This window comes from Corynebacterium sp. c25Ua_47 (assembly GCF_039907205.1).
Taxonomy (GTDB): Bacteria; Actinomycetota; Actinomycetes; order Mycobacteriales; family Mycobacteriaceae; genus Corynebacterium; species Corynebacterium hiratae.
Window position 1 is genome coordinate 390,431 of sequence record NZ_JASBOH010000001.1, and the last position, 19,512, is coordinate 409,942.

Consider the following 19,512-nt stretch of genomic DNA (forward strand, 5'->3'; position numbering starts at 1 on the left):
GTGCGCGCCTCATCAGTTGCGGCACTGCTCGCTGTTGCTCTTACCGTTTCTGCGTGTGGAGCGAAGGAGGACAGGGCAGGCAAGGATGTCCCGCCGCCGCGCTTCGCAGTACTGAGCGACGCCCGCATCGCCACCAGCAATGCGGCTTCTGACTGGGGCGAAGCTGCGGGCGCCGCGCAGCTTGCCAGCCGCGTGTTCCCTGCGTTGTACGTGCCAGGCCCGGCTGGGCAGATGGTTCCGAACTCGGATCTGGCAGATGCTGAGTACGTTCCGGCCGAGAGCGAGGGCGTCGGCGCTCGTGTGGACTTCACGCTCACGGAGCAGGCACGCTTTGCCGACGGAGAACCTGTCACATGTGATGACTACCTTTTGGCGTATATCGCCGGGCAGTTGAGCGAGACCTTTGGCTCCCACCTCCCGTTGGCGGAAGACATAGCCGAGATGGAGTGTGCACCGCATAGTAAGAAGTTCACCGTCTGGTTTAACCCAGATGCTGGTTCGCGCTGGCGCTACCTGTTTGGGCCGGGCACGGTGGTGCCCGCCCACGCGTTAGCTAAGCGAGCAGAGCTCAGCATGGAGGAGCTCAACGCGGCGCTTCACGCCTACGACGTGACGACCTTGCAGCCTGTGGCGGAGGCGTGGCGCGAGGGGTTTTCTACCGAACCAGGCCGTTTCGATCCCGAGCTACAGATTTCCTTTGGTCCTTACAGCATTGATCGCGTCGAGGACGACGGCGCCATCGTACTCACCGCCAACGACAACTACTACGGCGACAAGCCGTCGCTGAAGGAGATCGTCATGCTGCCGAACACGGCGGATGCGGCTGCATTTGTGGCCTCGGACGAGTTGCGCGTGGCCGAGTCACCTACCGCGGCACCGTCGTGGCTGAATCGGGACGCAGAAGGAAAACCGGTCGACGTTAACTCCGTTGCGGGAGGCATGACCGATACTTTGGTTTTCTCCGAAGCCGGCACCTTCGCGCAGCCGTGGGCACGCGCCGCTTTCGCTGCCTGCGTCGATGCACAACGCATGGCAGATGTCTCCGCAAAGGAATCCGGCGTGGAGGTACCCGCCGTCTCCGTGCGGACAGTGAGCACCAGTGATTCGGTGGCATCACAAATGGCGTCGCTCACCACAGTCCCTGTAGACACCGCCACAGCATCTGGCCTCGCTGGCTATACGGTCGGGGTCGGATACCTGGCACCTAACCCGCGCTATAGAGCGATGGTAGAGGAGCTACGCGCAGCCTGCGAACCAGCCGGGATTACGGTGGAGGATCGTTCCGGGGAACGTGTCTCTCGTGCCCAATTGGACGCCGACCCCTCGACGGGGTTGCCGGAGATCGACGTCTACCTTGGAGCCGTAGACCCGATGCGGGAGTATTCCGCGCCCATCGCCAGCGTGAAATACGCTGCGGCTTTGCGCACACTGGAACAAGAGCTATGGGAGGAGCTGCCGTCTATTCCCATCGCCGCGCAGCCCCGAACCTTCATTGTTGATCGCGCTGTGACTGGCGTGGTGCCCTACACTGGCCCTGCGGGTATCGGGTGGAATCTCGACCGCTGGGGCTATACCCGAAATGAAGCAACCGAAACAAAGGAAGAGTCGTGAGCGAGATTTACGTCGCAGCAGCACAAGCCCTGAAGGATAAGGTGCGTCTGGTACCGGATTTCCCAGAGGAAGGAATCCTTTTCGAGGACCTGACCCCGGTGTTGGCCGATGCTGAATCCTTCGCCGCCGTTGTCGATGGCTTGGCTGAGGCCTGTAAAGAGCTCGGCGCTGACATGATCGGTGGCCTCGATGCGCGCGGATTCCTTCTGGGCTCCGCCGTAGCGTACAAATTGGGAGTAGGTATTTTGGCCATCCGCAAGAAAGGTAAGCTGCCACCACCGGTGCTGACCCAGGAGTACGAGTTGGAGTACGGTACCGCCGCGCTGGAGATCCCTAACAGCGGTATCGACATCAAGGGCAAGCGCATTGTGCTTGTCGACGACGTCCTCGCCACCGGCGGCACACTCCACGGCGCCACCTTGCTCCTGGAGTCCGCAGGAGCAGAGGTCGTGGGCAATGTTGTGGTTCTGGAGGTTCAGGGACTGGAGGGCCGCGAGCGCCTGCAAGGTTCTCCGCTGATTGTGCTCAACCAGATGGGGACAAAGGACTAAGGTTGTATGCCTAAGCTACTTCGCGGAGGCAGACATGACGACTGAAAAGCAGGACAAGACTGCATGGCGGCCAGGCGGCGTCCGCGGCATGTCCGCCCGCCTGGCTCGTTCGCTCACGGGCGGCAGAGTAAAGATCAATCCGGCGCTCGACCCGCTGATGTCCATTCACCGGGAGTTTCATCCGAAGGCTGACGCGGAGCTACTCAACAACGCTTACGCGACTGCGGAGCGGCTGCACGAAGGTGTATTCCGCAAATCCGGTGAGCCATACATTACACACCCGCTGGCAGTGGCCACCATCGCCGCGGAAATAGGTATGGACACCACGACCGTCGCAGCAGCGTTGCTGCATGACACGGTGGAGGATACCGACTACTCGCTCGAGGATCTGACTCGTGATTTTGGTCCTGAGGTGGCCCGACTTGTCGATGGTGTTACGAAGCTCGACAAGGTTGCACTCGGTGCCGCTGCGGAAGCGGAAACGATCCGCAAGATGATTGTGGCAATGGCTACCGATCCGCGCGTGTTGGTTATCAAGGTGTGCGACCGCCTCCACAACATGCGCACGATGCGCTTCCTCCCACCGGAGAAGCAAGCGAAGAAGGCACGCCAGACTCTCGACGTCATTGCGCCGCTGGCTCACCGCCTAGGAATGGCCAGCGTCAAATGGGAGCTTGAGGATTTGGCCTTCGCCATCCTGTACCCGAAGAAGTATGACGAAATCGTACGCATGGTGGCCGACCGTGCTCCCTCGCGTGATCGAGCGCTCAAAGAGATCAAGGCTCAGGTTAGCCAAGCGCTGAAGGCTAATGGCATCGAGGCCGAGGTGATGGGCCGCCCGAAGCATTACTGGTCGATTTACCAGAAGATGATTGTGCGCGGACGTGACTTCGCTGAGATTTTTGATCTCGTTGGTATTCGCATCCTTGTCGACGATATTAATTCCTGCTACGCGGCGATCGGCGTGGTGCACTCGCTGTACCAGGCTCTTCCGGGGCGCTTCAAGGACTACATCTCCTCACCACGCTTCGGCGTGTACCAATCGCTGCACACTACCGTGATTGCGGAGGGCGGATCCACCCTTGAGGTGCAGGTGCGCACGCACGAGATGCACTATAACGCGGAGTTCGGCGTGGCGGCGCACTGGCGTTACAAGGAAACCAAGGGCAAGAATTCCGGCCATCAGGAAGAAGTCGACCAGATGGCGTGGATGCGCCAGCTTCTGGATTGGCAAAAGGAAGCAGCTGATCCCAACGAGTTCCTAGACTCCTTGCGCTATGACCTGACCGCCAAGCAGATCTTTGCGTTTACGCCGAAGGGCGACGTGGTTAACCTGCCTGCTGGTTCCACCCCCGTAGACTTTGCCTACGCTGTGCACACCGAGGTGGGGCACAGGTGTATCGGCGCCAAGGTTAACGGCAAGCTCGTGGCCCTAGAGTCTGAACTCAAGTCCGGTGACAAGGTGGAAATTTTCACCTCCAAGGACCCTAACGCAGGACCGTCGCGGGATTGGCAGGAGTTCCTGGTGTCGCCCCGGGCGAAGACGAAGGTGCGACAGTGGTTTGCCAAAGAACGCCGTGAAGAGCATCTTGAAGCCGGGCGCGATGCCCTGGCCGCAGAGGTGCAGCGCGGCGGCCTGCCCATGCACCGTCTGTTCACCGCCAGCTCCATGAAGCAGGTGGCTGAGCAGCTGCACTATCCCGACGTGGACGCGCTATACACCGCTATTGGCGCAGGACACGTGTCGGCACAGCACGTTGCCAACCAGCTCATGGCCCTGTTCGGGGACCAAGACGATGCAGTCGATGCCTTGGCCTCGCGCACCCCGCTGAGTGAGCTGGAGAACTCCCGCGCGCAGCACACGAAAGATTCCGCAACTGGTACGGGCATCTTGGTGGAGGGCAGCCCAGACGTCATGGCCAAGCTGGCGAAGTGCTGCCAGCCCGTGCCAGGAGACGCCATCTTTGGTTTCGTCACTCGCGGCGGTGGCGTGTCGGTCCATCGAGCGGACTGCACCAACGCAGAAAAGCTGAAGTCCGAGCCGGAGCGCATGATGCAGGTGGAGTGGGCCGGCGGGCCGAAGTCTTCCGGTGCTTTCTCCGCAACGCTGCAACTTGAGGCCATCGACCGCCAAGGCCTGCTCTTTGAGCTGACCCGTATCTTCAGCGAGCAGAGCCTCAACGTTTTGTCGATGACGTCCAATCGCGGCGATGACCACATTGCGACCGTTCGCTTTACTTTCTCGGTGTCCGATACCAAGCAGCTGGGACAGCTCATGACGACGCTGCGCAATACCGAAGGCGTCTTCGACGTCTATCGCGTCACCGCCTAGGCGAACTGAAGCCTACGGCTAAACCACCACCCCCAACCGGGGGCGTATGGCTGAACTCTAGGTTGCATAGTAATGAAAAAGAGAAAGATATAAAGTAAACGTGCTGGTGGTGGCGTTAGCAAGCCCTGCGCCACCGTGATGGATGCGTTATAAACACGTGGACAAGATACCTCTCATCTTCAGGAGTACCACGTGAATTTCCGTCGCTTTGGTCAGCTACTGGCCGCCACCACCGTTACCGCCGTTGCCGTCTTTGGCGCGCCTGCGTTCGCCGCTGAGGCCGACCAGGTGACCTTCTCCGTCACCAACTTCACCGACTTCCACGGCCACCTTGAGCTGGCCGAAAACTTTGATAAGGAAACCGAGGAACTGGTTGGTTACTCCGAGATGGGTGCTGCTCGCATGGCTGCGCTCATCAAGGCCGTCAACAAGGACCAGGAGTACGCCTTGACCTCCTCCGGTGATAACGTTGGCGGTTCCGCTTTCGTGTCTGCGATTTCTGAGGACAAGTACACCAACGAGGCCCTCAATGCTATGAATCTCGATGTCACGGCCGTGGGCAACCACGAGTTCGACAAGGGCGATAAGGATCTTATGGGCCGTATCAAGGACCAGTCCAACTTCCCGATCCTGGGCGCCAACGTCACCAAGGATGGCAAGCCCTTGCTCGATGCTTCCTTCGTCAAGGAGGTAGACGGCGTGAAGGTGGGCTTCGTTGGTACCGTCACTGAGAACACCAAGTACAAGGTGTCTGCTGCGTCCATCCCGGGCGTCGAGTTCTCCGACCCGGTCGAGGCCACCAATAAGGAAGCCAGCCGACTGAAGGAATCCGGCGAGGCCGAGGTTGTTGTGGCGCTCATGCACGAGGATGCTCAGCAGTTCGCTGAGGGCTTCAACAAGGATGTGGACATCCTCTTTGGCGGTGATACTCACGTCAAGACCCAGGGCGAGGTTGCCCGTGAGGGCGCATTGCCGCTGTACTGGGCACAGGGCTACGAGTACGGCAAGGTGCTTAACGACGCCGACATCACCTTCGACAAGGCCGAGAAGAAGATCACCAAGATTGATCTCAAGCAGTACGACGTGGCCGACGCAGAGGTCTTCGCCCAGCTGCAGGGCCTCGAAGACGACCCCGAGGTAGCTAAGGTCGTCGAGGAAGCAAAGAAAGTAGCGGAGATTGAGGGTGCCAAGACTGCTGGTACCACCGAGAAGGCCATGTACCGCGGCTCCGATGAGGGCAAGGACACCGGTTCCAACCGCGGTGTGGAGTCCACCCTTAACAACTTCATTGCGGAAGGTCAGCGCTACGCTCTAGCCAAGCCGGCGGGCAAGGACATCGAAATTGGCGTCATGAACGCGGGCGGTGTGCGCGCCGACCTCAAGGAAGGTGACGTTACATACCAGGACATCTTTGCTGTTCAGCCTTTCGGAAACTCCGTGATTACCGCTGAGGTCAGCGGAGCTGACTTCATCACCGCACTGGAAAACCAGTGGAAGCCTGGCCAGTCCCGCCCACGTCTGGCTCTAGGCCTGTCCAACAATGTCACCGTTGTCTACGACCAGAAGGCTGAGCAAGGCAAGCGTGTTAAGTCCGTCACCATTAACGGTGAACCGATTGACCCGAACAAGAATTACAGCATTGCTCTGTCCTCCTTCCTCGCATCCAGCGATACGGAAGCAGGCGGCGATGGCTTCTTCGAGCCCGGTTCCATCAAGAACCGCAATGACGTTGGCCACATGGACACCCAGGCGATGATTGACTACATTGCGTCCGGAGAGTCCAAGGTCCGCACCGGCCAGGGTCAGATCGGTGCTCACATTGAGGGGGACCTGAAGCCGGGCAGCGAGATTACCATTGACCTGTCTTCCCTGAACTACTCCAACGCTGAGGAGCCGCAGGCTAAGAAGGTCACCGTTGCACTGGGTGACGCTAAGGCTGAGGCAGGCATTGATAACGCAGCACAGCCGGGTGATGAGCAGTTTGGCGAGCGTGGCCGCGCAACCGTCAAGCTCACCATCCCGGAGGGCCTAGAGGGCGAGCAGAAGCTGTCCATCACCACGGATGCTGGTACTAAGGCTGTCCTGCCTATCACCCTTGAGGGCGCGGGTAACGACGAGGACCCGAAGGACCCAGAGAACCCGAAGGATCCGAAGGATAACGGCTCCAACAAGGATGTAGCGTCCTCCGTTGGCCTGGGCGTGGGGATCACCGTAGCGATTGCCGCTGCCATTGCCGCTGTGATTGGCGCTATTAACCTGCCGGCAGGCGCGCTACCGGCTCCGGTACAGCAGATGATTGAGCAGTTGCGCAAGCAGTTCAACATCTAGTCAGTCTCGTTCCTAAAGCCCGCACTGAGGTGCGGGCTTTTCGCATGCGGAAGGTATGGTGGGAAGCTGTGGATACACTGAGGCTATTTGGACGCGAGGCAATGTATCAGCTCGGCATCGAGCCTCACCGCATCCCGGTGGTGATGTTCGCAACGCTGGGCATCTACTTGGCTTTCATGCTCTTGGTCAAGCTTTTCGGTAGTCGGGTGCTGACGTCTATCACGGCCTCAGATGCTGTCATCATCATTATGTTTGGTGCGGTTTCGGGACGCGTCATCGTAGGCAACCCGCCCACGCTTGCCGCCGGCATCATCGGACTGTTTACGCTCATGTTGTTGGAGGCCGCTTTCGGCACCTTCAGACAGCTGGTGAGGTGGTCGAGGTTCATTGACCGAAAACCGGTCCTTTTGGTGTACAAGGGGGAACTGCAAGAGGACAACATGCATTTTGCGCACATCACCGAGAGGGATATCAATTCCGCTGTGCGCAAGGCGGGGCTCGGACGGCGTAGCGACGTCCAGCTTATGATTCTGGAACCGACTGGTCAGATTTCGGTCATCCGCCGTGGCCAGCTTGTCGACGCTTCAGTGTTTAAGGATATCCTCGGCGCCGAGCGCATCGAAGAAGTCGAAGAAGACTCGCAAAAGGATAGCGAATAGATTCTCGCCAGCTGTTAGACCTGCTAACCACTGTGAGGGTTGGAGTCCTGAAGGACGTGCCGAGATACCTTTCTCCATTCCACACGAGAGCGCGAGCCTCATGGGGTGGGGACCAGACTGCCCTACGTGACGAAAACATAGCCCGATCCCCGGGGCGGGAGGGAAAACTTTGGCAACTAAGGCAGCACGTCCAGGGCAGCAGTGTCTAGGGCAGTAACGGTCAAACGGGGCTTAAGGGACATTTCGTGTGGATGAACCGATACGGATTCCCGGGGCAGCCTGGGATAATGCAGTGATCTTGATTTTGAATCGGTTCCAACGACCCGATCTGTGAAATCAACACCGGATAGTCCTAGGTCTGTGATAGGAGGACTGCTGCTGGTGCGGTAAGGCCAATTCCTATGGCTAATAGGAATCGGCCGTCGTGTGACATGTGCGGCCACGGACTGGTTAAGAACGGCAAGACCGCGGCAGGAACCCAGCGCTGGTTGTGTCCTCAGTGCAACGTTTCATCGATTAATACCCGCGCACACACCAGCGAGATTCGGCACTTCAAAATCTTTATCGACTGGATTCTTTCCGGCGAATCCGCAGACCATTTAGCCAAACGCCTAGGGGTAACCAGACGAACTTTAACCCGGTGGTTCAAGCTGCTGTGGTTTATCACCGTACCCACGTCTACTGACCCCTATCGTGTTTACGACCAGGTCTTTATCGACGGCACCTACTTCCACAAGAAATGCCTGCTGGTAGCCTGCACCGAAACACACGTCATCGCCTGGCACTGGTGCCTGCGTGAAAGCTCATACGAGTACCTGAAACTGCTCGACAAAATCGCGCAACCACTCATCGTCACCACCGACGGGGCAGGCGGAGCACTCAAGGCACTGCGCATTAAATGGCCCGACGTTGCCATCCAGCGTTGCTTAGTCCACGTCCAGCGCAACACTTTCGCCGATATCAGCCGCAACCCGATTCACCCAGCCCATAAAGCAATCCGGAAACTGGGCTACATGCTCGTCCAAGTACACAACCGTGAAGATGCTGCGCGATTTACTGCTGCAGTCCACCACACCCGCATCACCTTTGCTGATTGGCTTAAAGAGCGAACCTACCGCAGTGCTATACCAGCAGGCCAAGTACCGAAATGGGTCAGCCCCAACCAGAAATGGTGGTACACCCACCGCAACGCCCGCAGGGCTCTAAAGCGGCTAGAAAAGCTCATCCACGCCGAACAGCTATTTACCTTCCTTGACCCGCCTGAAGGTGTCACACAAGACTTAAAAGCCACCACAAACCTGCTGGAAGGCGGCATCAACAAACAGCTCAAAGACCTAGCAGGAAACCATCGGGGCATGTTCGATGAGCATCAACGCATCACCATGGACTGGTGGCTCTACACCCACACCGAAGACCCCGTAGCGCCACTGGAGCTAGCCAAGCAACAAGACTTCGGACGCCAAGGAGAAAAAGCAGCACGCGCAGCCTGGGCAAAAGAAGAACTCAAACGGCGCGGTCACCCAGACGGGCGACCTGCCACATTCGACACCGGCATCGACAACGAATGGAACCCCAGCTTAGGCATAAGAAAAGGCTGGGCCGGACGCTCCTAAATCCACACGAAATGTCCCTTAATGCGACACGCCGCAAATCCACACGAAATGTCCCTTAAGCCTCAAACGGGGGATGGCCAGCCCGCAAAACGAAAAATCTCCTCCGGCGCGTTGAACGCGGGAGGAGACTTACGTGCTTGCGGCTTAGTTGCCAGCGAGCTTGTCGCCGAGACGCAATGCGTCATCCATGGCGCCGATGATGGAGGTGATAACCTTGATCCACTCGCGGATCTCCTTCGGGCTGACGTTGCCCTCATCGTCGGAGGAGAGAGCGAAGAAAGCAGCGGAGGAGCTATCGTTCTCGACCGGAGCAGCGGAAGCAACAGCGGTGCCGGAGAAGGTGATGGTCGCAGCGGTAGCAACGGCAACGAGGGACTTACGGGAGAAGAACTTCATGGTGGAGTGTCCTAATCTTTGGAGAGGGTGGAAAGAGAAACCGAATTACTTCGCGTTAGGAGCGAAGTTCTTCTGGTAGAAGGCGAAGACGGTGCCCAGAGCGCCGATGATGGCGGTGAAGACTGCGATCCAGTCGCGGATCTCAGACGGCTTCATGTCGGTGATGGAGGAACCCTCAGAGTCGTTGGAGGAGGAAGAAGAGGACTCCTCTTCCTTCTCCTTGTCGTTCTCGGACTCGGAGTTGTCGGTCTCCTTGTTGTTGTCCGTGGTGGACTCGGAGTTGTCGGTCTCCTTGTTGTTGTCCGTGGTGGTCTCGGAGTCTGCGGACTCGTTGGTTACGACTGCGGTGTCCTCAGCGGAAGCAACGGACACGCCGGACAGGGAAACGGTTGCAGCGGTAGCGGCAGCAACAAGGGCCTTACGGGAGAAGAACTTCATTCTCGTTCCTTAAGATCTCGGGAATTTCAAAGACCTCACAGATGCTACTGAGACATTGTGCGATTTGCAAGAGATTTGGCAATTAGTTGGTGAGTCTGTGTATCTGCTGGCCGCCGTATGTGAGCTGCGGATATTAAACAGAGGTGCCTGTGGTGGGTGAGTGGTTTGCCAAATGAACTGCTCAAGGCTAAGAAATTCTTAGTACCGGGCGGGGTGGGGCGGAGTGGTAAAGAAATAGCCCCGCTCGCTGAACGCGAGTGGGGCTAGTCACCGTAAAGGGGGTAAAACTTATCCCTCGATGGTTGCCTTGGTGATGCGCACCTCTTCGGCGGGCTCTCCGTCAGACTGTCCATCCTTGACGCCCTTAGCAGCGATAGCGTCGATGGTCTTCTGACCCTTCTCCGTCAAATCACCAAAGTAGGTGTAGGAGGGAGGAAGCGTCGAGTCCTTGTAGTTAATGAAGAACTGCGAACCGTTGGTATCTTCGCCGGCGTTGGCCATCGCGATGGAGCCCTTCGGGTACAGGGCAGGCTGTGCCTTGGCGGCATCGTCAGACTCATCGGTGGGGTACTCGTTGGCAAACTGGAAGCCTGGTCCACCGGCGCCCTGGCCGGTCGGGTCGCCACACTGCAGAACGAAGATGCCGCCATCGGTCATGCGGTGGCACACGGTGTCGTCATAGTACTTGGCCGAAATCATGTCCGTGATTGCGTTGACGGTACACGGAGCTAGGGAGCGGTCGAGGGTCATCTCGATGTCGCCCTGCTTGGTGGCGAAGTTGACGGTCACCTCACCCTTGGCTGGAATGTCCTTGCCGTTAGGCGTAGGCACCTCACGGGAGGCGTCACCTGCTTCTGGGTATTCACACGTTACGGTGTCACCCAGCGGTGTGGCACGCTTGCCGATCAAAGGCTCGGCGGTGGGGGCTTCGGTTGTGGTCTCCGCGGCCGAGCTCTCCTCGGCCTGAATCTCCTCTTCCTCCGACGAGCGGGTAGCCAAGAACCAGATTCCGCCGACGAGGGCAATAATGACGACGGCTGCCATCACAACAACGCCAAGTGGGCGGCTCTTCTGTTTACGGTCGCGGGACTTCAGCTCGCGATCGAGCTGGTTGAGCGCATCATCCAAGCGCTGGCTGTTAGTAGACACCTATGTTTCCTCCACAGTGGTGGTTCACAACTTTCGACTCACCTATCCTAACCGCACCGTCCTACATCATGGCGCGACGCCCCGCGCGTCAGTACGCTTGGGTGCCATGGCTACAACGAATTTTCAGAATGAACCCGTCGAAACCAACGCCGAGCTGCCCAAGGTTGGTGAGGTCCTGCCGGACTTCACCCTTGTCGGTACCGATCTGGCAGAGCTGACCAAGGCAGACTTCGCCGGCAAGCGCCTCGTCGTTTCATGCTTCCCATCCGTCGACACTGGTGTGTGCGCGGCGCAGCTGCGCAAGTTCAACGAGGAGGCGGCTGGACTGGAGAACACTGTTGTTCTGTCTGTCTCTCGTGACCTGCCGTTCGCACAGGAGCGTTTCTGCGCAGCTGAGGGCATTGAGAATGTCGTCAGCGCCTCTGACTTCCGCTCTGACTTCGCGGATAAGCTGGGCCTCGTGCTAGAGGGGTCCCCACTCAAGGGCCTGTTCGCCCGCGCGGTCATCGTCACCGACGAGGACCACAAGGTGACCTACACCGAGCTGGTTCCGGAGGTCACGACTGAGCCGGACTACGACGCAGCTTTGGCATCGCTCAAGTAATGCCCGCTCCCGAAATCTACGGTTTCGCCGCCGGGCCTTATAAAACCAACACTTATGTGGTGGCTAACGGATCCCGGGCGTTCATCGTGGACCCAGGGATGCACACGCGCGAGAAGCTTGAGCAGCTCGCGCGTGAGAAGTCCTTGGAGTTTGAGGCCGTCGTGCTCACCCACGGCCACATTGACCACACGCGCGATGCCGCCGAGTTCGACCTACCGGTCTACATCCACCCAGATGACGCGTTTATGCTTGTGGATGGCTCCGGTGTGTCCCCCGAATCGCAGATGCTCTTTGCTGCCGCCTCCATGAAGCAGGTGGCGGACCGTCGCGACTTGATCGGCGGAGAAACGTTGAATCTGGTTGGCCTTGAGTTCAAGCTGCTCCATGCACCAGGTCACTCGCCCGGATGCGTCATTCTCGTGGCTGAGGAGGTTGCCCTGACGGGCGACGTGCTGTTTAAGGGTTCCATCGGGCGCACCGACTTGCCGCACTCCGACCACGCCGCGATGCAGCGTTCCTTGCGCGGCCCGGTGTGGGGCCTCGATGACTCCCTTGCTATCTTGCCGGGCCATGGCCCGACCACGACTATGCGTCGTGAACGCGCGACTAATCCGTTTCTACGCGCAGCGGGGGATGTACTCTAAAGGGCGTGAGTGATAAGAAGCAGTTCAAAGCCCTGTCCGCGCCCAAAGGTGTGCCGGACTACGTCCCGCCGCAATCGGCCATCTTTGCCAAGGTGCGCGACACCTTCGTGCACCAGGCACACCTGTCCGGCTTCCAACACATCGAGCTCCCTATCTTCGAGGACACCTCGTTGTTCGCCCGCGGTGTGGGGGAGTCCACGGATGTTGTGTCCAAGGAAATGTACACCTTCGCCGATCGTGGCGATCGTTCCGTGACACTGCGCCCAGAAGGCACCGCTGGTGTCATGCGTGCGGTCATTGAACACAACCTCGACCGCGGCCAACTGCCGGTCAAGCTGAACTACTATGGTCCTTTCTTCCGTTACGAGCGCCCGCAGGCGGGCCGTTACCGCCAGCTGCAGCAGGTCGGAGTGGAGGCCATCGGCGTGGATGATCCGGCGCTGGACGCAGAGATCATTGCCTTGGCGGATCGCTCCTACCGCAGCCTAGGCCTGAGCCAATTCCGCCTTGAGCTGACCAGCTTGGGTGACCACGACTGCCGCCCGGCCTACCGCGAGAAGCTGCAGGAGTTCCTGTTCAAGCTGGATCTAGACGAAGAAACCAGGGCCCGCGCGGAGCTGAACCCGCTGCGCGTGCTCGATGACAAGCGCCCGGAAGTCCAGGAGCAGCTTGTCGACGCCCCCCTGATGCTCGACCACCTCAATGCCGAGTGCCGCGAGCACTTTGAGACGGTCACTGGCCTGCTCGATGACATGGGCGTGCCCTACACCATCAACCCGCGCATGGTCCGCGGTCTCGATTACTACACGAAGACCTGTTTCGAATTCGTCCACGATGGCCTCGGCGCGCAGTCCGGCATTGGCGGCGGCGGCCGCTACGACGGGCTCATGGCTCAGCTTGGCGGACAGGAGTTGTCCGGTATCGGCTACGGCCTCGGAGTGGACCGCACGGTTTTGGCCCTGGAAGCCGAGGGCGTGGAGCTCGACGGCGTCGAAGAGCGCGTGGCCGTTTATGGCGTTGCTTTGGGCGCTGCGGCAAAGAAGAAGATGGTCAGCATCATTGATGACCTCCGCAAGGCCGGTATTTCCGCGGACATGTCCTTCGGTGACCGCGGCCTCAAGGGAGCGATGAAGGGCGCTGATCGCGCCAACGCCCGCTTCGCACTCGTCCTCGGTGACCAGGAGCTAGAGTCTGGCACCGTGGCGCTCAAGGATCTGCGCGCGCACGAGCAGCACGACGTCCCCGTGGGGGACGTCGTCAAGCAGCTTCGTCAGCTGGTTTAGCACTCCACCTGGGAGACGGTGAAGCCCATCGTCTTCGCTAGACCACCGAGCGAGGTCTCCTTGTACTTGGAGAGCATGTCGCGCCCCGTTTCGGCCATCGTGCGTACCGCGTTATCGAGGGTAACGTGGTGCGTTCCCTCTCCCATGCGGGCCAGGCGTGCGGCGTTGATGGACTTGACGGCACCGATGGCGTTGCGCTCGATGCAGGGAATCTGCACGAGGCCGCCGACCGGGTCGCAGGTCAAGCCGAGGTTGTGCTCAAGCGCGATCTCGGCAGCATTCTCTACCTGCTCCGGAGTCCCCCCAAGCAGTTCGGCCATGCCGGCCGCCGCCATAGAGGAGGCGGAGCCTACCTCACCCTGGCAGCCCACCTCGGCGCCGGAAATGGAGGCATTGGACTTGATAATGATGCCCACGGCACCCGCAGTGAGCAGGTAGCGGCGAGCATCGGCGCGCGTAAAGTCCGCCATGAAGTCGCGGGCATAATGGAGTACCGCCGGTATGATGCCACAGGCGCCATTCGTCGGCGCAGTAATGACGCGGCCGCCGGCGGCGTTCTGCTCGTTGACGGCGAGCGCGTAGAGGTTTACCCATTCCATCGCGGAAAAGCCACAGGACTCGTCGTCCTGCTTGGCCAACAACTGCTGGTACATCTGCGGCGCGCGGCGGTTGACGCGGAGACCACCAGGCAAGATTCCCTTGGTGGAAATTCCCTCGGTCACGCATTCGCGCATGATGTCCCAGACGAGATCGAGGTGCTGGTAGACGTAGTCGAGACCGCCCTCGTCGCGGTGAAGCACAGCCTCGTTCGCCGCAACGATCTCCCAAATCGCCATGTCATTGGCAGCGCACAGGTGAAGCAGGTGCTCACCAGATTGGAATTCATAAGGAACGGTGTCCTCGGCGGTAGCCGCAGCGACACCGGCCGGAACGCCAGTGTCGGTTTCGAGCTGGGCGTTGTACTCCTCGCGGGACAGGATAAATCCGCCACCGACGGAGAAATACTCCGCGTTCTCGGCGAGGATGGAGCCGTCTTCGTCCCAGGCAGTGAAAATGAGGCAGTTCGGGTGCTCGGGCACCGGCTCGTTGTTGAATTCGATGCTGTATTCCACCTCACCTGCTGGGCCGCTGATGCTGCCCTCGGTGGGGATGAAGGCATCTGCGCGTGGCTCAGCATCGAGCGGAACGGAGAGCGGATCCCACCCGGCGAGGCCTAGAATGACGGCCCGGTCCGTAGCGTGTCCACGGCCGGTAGCGGACAAAGAGCCACGCAGTTCGATGTGGACCTTTGCCGGGTGTTGCTCAAGGGTCTCGAGGAAGGCCTTAGCAGCACGCATCGGGCCCACGGTGTGGGAGGAGGAGGGACCGATACCGATCGAGAAGATGTCGGTCACGCTAATTGTCATGGGGGGTTAAACCTCCTTAGAAGCGTTAGATAAGTTACGCCTTACGATAGTACCGAGCGCCTCCAGTAGTTGCTTAGCCCGGTTGGCCGTCGTGGCGGGACAGGAGTTCGCGGAATCCCCCTGAGCCCGAATCAGGTGCCTTCCCGGTAGAACCCTGGTGTGTGTTGTGCGGTTCGCCGAGAGAGCCGGCAAGGCCAGCTACGCGGTCGAGCGGGCGCACCATGAGGTCTGCGAGCTCGCCCGTGGCGCGCTCGATGCGCTTTTCATTGCGCGCGCCCTCAGCAGTGCCAAAGTCTTCCGTGGCCTGGAAGATCCCGGTGGGGACCACCGTGGCATGCAGGTAATTGAGTAGTGGGCGCAGGGCATAATCCAACACTAGGGCGTGACGGCTGGAGCCGCCCGTGGCCGCGATGAGGGTAGGAAGCCCCTCCAAGGAATGCGGCTCCAAGGTGTCGAAGAACATCTTGAACAGTCCCGAGTAACTGCCCTGGAACACGGGACTGACCGCGATGAGGCCGTCGGCATCCAGCACCGCGGACTGAGCCGCGTTAAGGCGGGGCGTGGGCGAAACCCAGTTCGTCATTGCTTCAGCTAGCTCGCTCGCGAGGTCCCGGAGCTCCACGACGGTGATGTCGGTGCCTTCGCCCCGCGCGGTGACGTGGGCGGAGGTGGCGGCCGAGAGGGCGTCGGCAAGCGCGCGCGTCGAGGACGGCGATGACAACCCGGCCGTAACGACAACGAGTGACCGCATCTACTTCTCCTCTCCAGGATTGACCAACGCGTGTGGCTCATAACTACCGAGCGTGGCGTGCGTTGGTGGGTCAGAAGGTACATGATCCGGGCGGCGTTCCTCAAAGCGGCGGCGCAGCTCAGGGACGACCTGCGTCCCTAGAATCTCAATCTGCTCCAGCACCACCTCTTGCGGGAGGCCGGCATGATCGATAAGGAAGAGCTGGCGCTGATAGTCGCCCACCCAGTCGGCGAACTGCAGGGTTCGTTCTACCACCTGCTCCACCGTGCCTACCGTCAGCGGGGTTTGTGCGGTGAATTCTTCCAAGGAAGGGCCGTGGCCGTAGACCGGAGCGTTGTCGAAGTAGGGGCGGAAGAAATCCTTCGCCTCCTGCTCGGTAGACCCGATGAAGACGTGCCCGCCGAGGCCCACGATGGCCTGATCCGCGCGACCATGACCGTAGGATTCGTAGCGGGTGCGGTAGAGGCTCACCATCTTCGCGGTGTGTTCCTTGTTCCAGAAGATGTTGTTGTGGAAGAAACCATCGCCGTAATAGGCCGCCTGTTCGGCAATCTGTGGGGAACGGATAGAGCCGTGCCAGACGAAGGGCGGGATACCGTCGAGCGGCGCCGGTGTGGCGGTGAATCCCTGTAGCGGGGTGCGGAATTTTCCTTGCCAGGTCACGACCGGTTCGCGCCACAGGCGGCGCAACAGGTGGTAGTTCTCCACCGCCAGAGGGATACCTTCGCGGATATCTTTGCCAAACCACGGGTAAACCGGACCGGTGTTACCGCGGCCCAACATGAGATCGATGCGCCCGTCAGCCAGGTGCTGGAGAAAAGCGTAGTCCTCTGCAAGCCGGACGGGGTCGTTGGTGGTGATCAGCGTGGTGGCAGTGGAGAGGTGCAGGTTCTTCGTCTGCGCCGCGATGTAGGCCAGATGGGTGGTGGGTGCGGACGGGACGAAGGGTGGGTTGTGGTGCTCGCCGGTGGCGAAGACGTCGAGGCCCACCTCCTCTGCCTTGAGGGCGATTTCTGTCATAGCGCGGATGCGCTCGGCCTCGGTGGGGGTGCGACCGGTGGTGGGATCTTGCGTGACATCACCGATGCTAAAGACTCCAAATTGCATGCCATACTCCTCTCTGTGACATGTCAACAAAGTTTAGCCGGGTAATTATTCCCACTCAAGGGCGTCGACCAAGACTGCAAGATCCGCTGGCGTTGCGATGGCGAGCGGGCGCTGCGAAGGCTTGCCGTGCTCGGTAAGGAGAACAGCACTAGGATGCGTGCCGTCCGCCGCGGGTTCGGTGAGGGCATCGATGACCTCTTGCGCACTGGCGGTGCGGGGGAGGAACTCGGCCCTGTCCTTCTTCTCTGCAAACTCTAGAACGGCGCTAATCGACGCCGCGTTGATCACGCCATCGTCTCCCAAATCTGCTGCGACCCAGCGGGCGATGACATTGGTCGTGAGGAGGGCTTGGTAAGCGCCGGAATCGTAAATCGGGATCTGCGAATAACCGGTCCTATTAATGAGCCGGAGGGCGTCCATGATCGGGGTATCGGGGCCAAGGGTGGTGACCTCACGGTCGGCGAGTAAGGACTGCGCCGTGGGCGGATCGGTGAGAAGCCGCTGCAAGTTTTCTAACTGCGCTAGCACTTGTGGGTGCGGGGTGGCGATGGGTTCGCCGTCGAAATAGCGGCCGTGGGCGATGGCGTTGCGTAGATTACCAAAGTCCTTGAGCTGCTCTGCCTGGCGCTTGCTAAGCAGGTGTTTGTCGTGTGCGCGGTCGACAATCCACCAGAAGGAATCGGAGTTCTTGGCTCCGACGGCCTGGCGGAGAAACTGCTCAATGTCGTTGAAGGCGGAAAAGAATCTGGCCAGGGAGTTATCGCTCATGGAGCCCCAGTGTACGGGGGCTCTGAAACCCGGTGGTTGCTGGAGGGAAGAGAAAACAAAGACGCCGCGAGTATCCCAAGGTGGCGGGAGACTCGCGGCGGCTGGGTGCGACGCTTTGTGCGTGTGCTGTGTTGAGACTAGAACACGACGCGCAGGATGGAGACCGTCACGGCAGCGATGGCAGCGGCGGCTGGAAGGGTGATGACCCATGCGAGGGCGATGGGCTTCATTAGGTTCCAGTTAGCAGCGCGGTTGACGATGCCGACGCCAAGGACAGCACCGATGAGGATGTGCGTCGAGGAAACCGGGAGGCCTAGGAGGGAGGCTGCCATGACAACGGCAGCGGCAGCCAGCTCAGCGGCGAAACCGGAGGAGGGGTGCATCTGGGTCAGGCCGGAACCGACGGTCTGGATAACGAAGCGGCCGATGAACCACAGGCCAGAAACGAGGGCAATGCCCATAGCCACCATGACCGGCAGCGGGACGGTGACTTCGTCAGAAATCCGGTTGGTCTGCAGGACATCGAAGACGGCGGCGAAGGGGCCGATGGCGTTGGCGATGTCGTTCGAGCCGTGCGAGAACGCGAAGGCGGAGGCGGTGAAGACCTGCATCCAAGAGAAGAGGAGGAAGGTGGAGCGGGACAGGGACTTCTTCTTCAGAGAGCGGGCGAAGATGAAGACGGCCATCCAGACCACGGCACCTACCATGCCCATGACAAGGAGGTTCTCAAGTGTGGAGAAGTCAACGCCGGTGTTCTTGAGGCCCTTGAAGAGCATCATCGCGGAGATGATAACAGCGCCCAATGCTGCCAGCAGCGGGACCCAGTTCTCTAGTGCGCGGTGCGCGTTGACGTCCTCGAGATCCTTGTTGAGGTTGTGCAAATCTCGGTAGTAGTCGGACTCGAGCGCCTCTGGATCGTAATCATCTTCCGCGGTGAGGGCGGCATCACGGGCCATGGCGTTGGTGTAGGAAATCTGCTGCAGCTCGTTCATGCGCTCGAAGCGGGTCTTGTGCTCCTTGCGCAGCTCAGCGCGGCGAACCTTGATGTCGCGCAGACGCTCGTCTGCGGCGTCGTTGTAGACGAGGATGGAAGCCTTAATCCACCTAAACAGAAGGTAAGCGGCAACACCGCCAAGAACTGGTGAAAGTACCCAGGAGAAAGCAATGGTGCCAATGCCGCCCCACTGCACCATGTCCATTCCGCCCTTGCCGGTGACGAAGCCGACGGTCAGCGCGGCGCCGACGATACCGCCGACGATGGAGTGGGTCGTAGAAACCGGCCAGCCCATGCGGGTAGCGACGAGCAGCCAGATGGCAGCGCCGAGCAGCGACGCCATCATGATGTAGACGAACTCCATGGGGTCGAGCCCGTCAATGGCGTCGAGGTCCACAATGCCGGAGCGGACGGTGTCGGTAACCTCGCCGCCGGCGAGGATCGCGCCGGATACCTCAAAAACCGCCGCAACAGCGAGGGCCTGCTTCATAGAGAGGGTTCCCGCACCCACGGAGGTACCGAAAGAGTTGGCGACGTCATTGCCACCAATGTTGAAGGCCATGAATACGGCGAAGATGATCGCGGTAACAAGGACGATCTTGTTAGCGCCCTCAGCAACCTCTCCGTTGCCCCAAATGATGAAGAGGACAAGAGTAACAGCGGTGATGGCGCCGAAGAACAAGTGCCAAATCCAGTCCTTGTTCTTACCATTCATCGTTTCGAGATCAGGCATCGTCGGCGTGGCGGTGCTCAAAACGTCGTTCCTTTCATGAAGAGAACGCTGCGTGATGAGGAAGCGCGGGCTGCCGCGGGCAAGGTAAAAGCGTCAATAATGATGGGGATTAACGTACCTGCTGCGGTGCAGGTGATGACATCAC

17 protein-coding genes are annotated in these 19,512 nt (G+C 59.8%); 9 read left to right on the top strand and 8 right to left on the bottom strand.

Features of this window, described 5'->3' with window-relative positions:
* The 6 genes from QKE52_RS01840 (at position 1) to QKE52_RS01865 (ending at position 9,094) form a co-directional block, all read left to right on the top strand.
* Positions 1-1,611 (top strand): ABC transporter substrate-binding protein, encoded by a 1,611-nt coding sequence (locus QKE52_RS01840; protein ID WP_347947951.1) that lies wholly within the window; start codon positions 1-3, stop codon positions 1,609-1,611.
* Positions 1,608-2,162 (top strand): adenine phosphoribosyltransferase, encoded by a 555-nt coding sequence (locus QKE52_RS01845; protein ID WP_308607225.1) that lies wholly within the window; start codon positions 1,608-1,610, stop codon positions 2,160-2,162. Before QKE52_RS01840 ends, QKE52_RS01845 begins: the two co-directional genes overlap by 4 nt.
* A gap of 34 nt (positions 2,163-2,196) precedes the next feature.
* Positions 2,197-4,494 carry a bifunctional (p)ppGpp synthetase/guanosine-3',5'-bis(diphosphate) 3'-pyrophosphohydrolase gene (locus tag QKE52_RS01850; RefSeq protein WP_308607224.1) on the top strand — a complete coding sequence of 766 codons (2,298 nt, stop codon included), beginning with the start codon at positions 2,197-2,199 and terminating at the stop codon, positions 4,492-4,494.
* A 192-nt stretch (positions 4,495-4,686) separates the two neighbouring features.
* Positions 4,687-6,822, top strand: coding sequence for a bifunctional UDP-sugar hydrolase/5'-nucleotidase (locus QKE52_RS01855; protein WP_347947952.1), 2,136 nt, complete (start codon positions 4,687-4,689; stop codon positions 6,820-6,822).
* A gap of 101 nt (positions 6,823-6,923) precedes the next feature.
* The gene (locus QKE52_RS01860) at positions 6,924-7,481 is read left to right on the top strand and encodes a YetF domain-containing protein (RefSeq protein WP_180963910.1); all 558 of its coding nucleotides are present in this window, start codon (positions 6,924-6,926) and stop codon (positions 7,479-7,481) included.
* A 401-nt stretch (positions 7,482-7,882) separates the two neighbouring features.
* Positions 7,883-9,094, top strand: coding sequence for an IS256-like element ISCau1 family transposase (locus QKE52_RS01865; protein WP_347947953.1), 1,212 nt, complete (start codon positions 7,883-7,885; stop codon positions 9,092-9,094).
* A 144-nt stretch (positions 9,095-9,238) separates the two neighbouring features.
* On the opposite strand, the gene QKE52_RS01870 is transcribed toward QKE52_RS01865, so the two are convergent.
* The 3 genes from QKE52_RS01870 to QKE52_RS01880 all read right to left on the bottom strand — a co-directional run bounded on the left by QKE52_RS01870 (position 9,239) and on the right by QKE52_RS01880 (position 11,077).
* Positions 9,239-9,490: a hypothetical protein gene (locus tag QKE52_RS01870; protein ID WP_046648585.1), complete on the bottom strand. Its 252-nt coding sequence runs from the start codon at positions 9,488-9,490 to the stop codon at positions 9,239-9,241.
* A 45-nt stretch (positions 9,491-9,535) separates the two neighbouring features.
* A complete protein-coding gene (locus QKE52_RS01875) occupies positions 9,536-9,928 on the bottom strand; it encodes a hypothetical protein (protein ID WP_158381264.1) in 393 nt (130 codons plus the stop codon).
* 288 nt (positions 9,929-10,216) lie between these two features.
* Positions 10,217-11,077 (bottom strand): peptidylprolyl isomerase, encoded by an 861-nt coding sequence (locus QKE52_RS01880; protein WP_046648581.1) that lies wholly within the window; start codon positions 11,075-11,077, stop codon positions 10,217-10,219.
* Between the two features lie 106 nt (positions 11,078-11,183).
* Between QKE52_RS01880 and tpx the strand changes: the two genes are divergently transcribed.
* The 3 genes from tpx to hisS are packed head-to-tail and all read left to right on the top strand — an operon-like array spanning position 11,184 to position 13,608.
* Positions 11,184-11,681, top strand: coding sequence for a thiol peroxidase (gene tpx, locus QKE52_RS01885; RefSeq protein WP_070513221.1), 498 nt, complete (start codon positions 11,184-11,186; stop codon positions 11,679-11,681).
* On the top strand, positions 11,681-12,325 hold the full coding sequence (locus QKE52_RS01890; protein WP_070513224.1) for an MBL fold metallo-hydrolase: 645 nt from the start codon (positions 11,681-11,683) through the stop codon (positions 12,323-12,325). Before tpx ends, QKE52_RS01890 begins: the two co-directional genes overlap by 1 nt.
* Before the next feature lie 5 nt (positions 12,326-12,330).
* Entirely contained in the window at positions 12,331-13,608 is a 1,278-nt protein-coding gene (gene hisS / locus QKE52_RS01895) for a histidine--tRNA ligase (RefSeq protein WP_070821306.1), read from the top strand.
* Here the strand turns inward: hisS and QKE52_RS01900 are convergent.
* The 5 genes from QKE52_RS01900 to QKE52_RS01920 all read right to left on the bottom strand — a co-directional run bounded on the left by QKE52_RS01900 (position 13,605) and on the right by QKE52_RS01920 (position 19,367).
* Positions 13,605-15,014, bottom strand: a complete 1,410-nt coding sequence (locus QKE52_RS01900) for an L-serine ammonia-lyase (protein ID WP_049154569.1) — start codon at positions 15,012-15,014, stop codon at positions 13,605-13,607. The two genes, hisS and QKE52_RS01900, sit on opposite strands and share 4 nt — an antisense overlap.
* A 73-nt stretch (positions 15,015-15,087) precedes the next feature.
* Positions 15,088-15,765 (bottom strand): FMN reductase, encoded by a 678-nt coding sequence (locus QKE52_RS01905; protein ID WP_070679751.1) that lies wholly within the window; start codon positions 15,763-15,765, stop codon positions 15,088-15,090.
* Positions 15,766-16,872 carry an LLM class flavin-dependent oxidoreductase gene (locus QKE52_RS01910; protein WP_347947956.1) on the bottom strand — a complete coding sequence of 369 codons (1,107 nt, stop codon included), beginning with the start codon at positions 16,870-16,872 and terminating at the stop codon, positions 15,766-15,768.
* Between the two features lie 45 nt (positions 16,873-16,917).
* Positions 16,918-17,640 carry a CBS domain-containing protein gene (locus QKE52_RS01915; RefSeq protein WP_144013639.1) on the bottom strand — a complete coding sequence of 241 codons (723 nt, stop codon included), beginning with the start codon at positions 17,638-17,640 and terminating at the stop codon, positions 16,918-16,920.
* 137 nt (positions 17,641-17,777) lie between these two features.
* Positions 17,778-19,367 carry an inorganic phosphate transporter gene (locus QKE52_RS01920; RefSeq protein WP_198525934.1) on the bottom strand — a complete coding sequence of 530 codons (1,590 nt, stop codon included), beginning with the start codon at positions 19,365-19,367 and terminating at the stop codon, positions 17,778-17,780.
* Positions 19,368-19,512 lie beyond the last annotated feature (145 nt).

What these genes read in the sequence shown, in the direction of transcription:
- QKE52_RS01850 (WP_308607224.1), top strand. Translation starts at nt 2,197, where the DNA reads ATGACGACTGAAAAGCAGGACAAGACTGCATGGCGGCCAGGCGGCGTC.
- QKE52_RS01860 (WP_180963910.1), top strand. Translation starts at nt 6,924, where the DNA reads ATGTATCAGCTCGGCATCGAGCCTCACCGCATCCCGGTGGTGATGTTC.
- QKE52_RS01865 (WP_347947953.1), top strand. Translation starts at nt 7,883, where the DNA reads ATGGCTAATAGGAATCGGCCGTCGTGTGACATGTGCGGCCACGGACTG.
- QKE52_RS01870 (WP_046648585.1), bottom strand. Translation starts at nt 9,490, where the DNA reads ATGAAGTTCTTCTCCCGTAAGTCCCTCGTTGCCGTTGCTACCGCTGCG.
- QKE52_RS01875 (WP_158381264.1), bottom strand. Translation starts at nt 9,928, where the DNA reads ATGAAGTTCTTCTCCCGTAAGGCCCTTGTTGCTGCCGCTACCGCTGCA.
- tpx (WP_070513221.1), top strand. Translation starts at nt 11,184, where the DNA reads ATGGCTACAACGAATTTTCAGAATGAACCCGTCGAAACCAACGCCGAG.
- QKE52_RS01890 (WP_070513224.1), top strand. Translation starts at nt 11,681, where the DNA reads ATGCCCGCTCCCGAAATCTACGGTTTCGCCGCCGGGCCTTATAAAACC.
- QKE52_RS01900 (WP_049154569.1), bottom strand. Translation starts at nt 15,014, where the DNA reads ATGACAATTAGCGTGACCGACATCTTCTCGATCGGTATCGGTCCCTCC.
- QKE52_RS01905 (WP_070679751.1), bottom strand. Translation starts at nt 15,765, where the DNA reads ATGCGGTCACTCGTTGTCGTTACGGCCGGGTTGTCATCGCCGTCCTCG.
- QKE52_RS01910 (WP_347947956.1), bottom strand. Translation starts at nt 16,872, where the DNA reads ATGCAATTTGGAGTCTTTAGCATCGGTGATGTCACGCAAGATCCCACC.
- QKE52_RS01915 (WP_144013639.1), bottom strand. Translation starts at nt 17,640, where the DNA reads ATGAGCGATAACTCCCTGGCCAGATTCTTTTCCGCCTTCAACGACATT.
- QKE52_RS01920 (WP_198525934.1), bottom strand. Translation starts at nt 19,367, where the DNA reads ATGCCTGATCTCGAAACGATGAATGGTAAGAACAAGGACTGGATTTGG.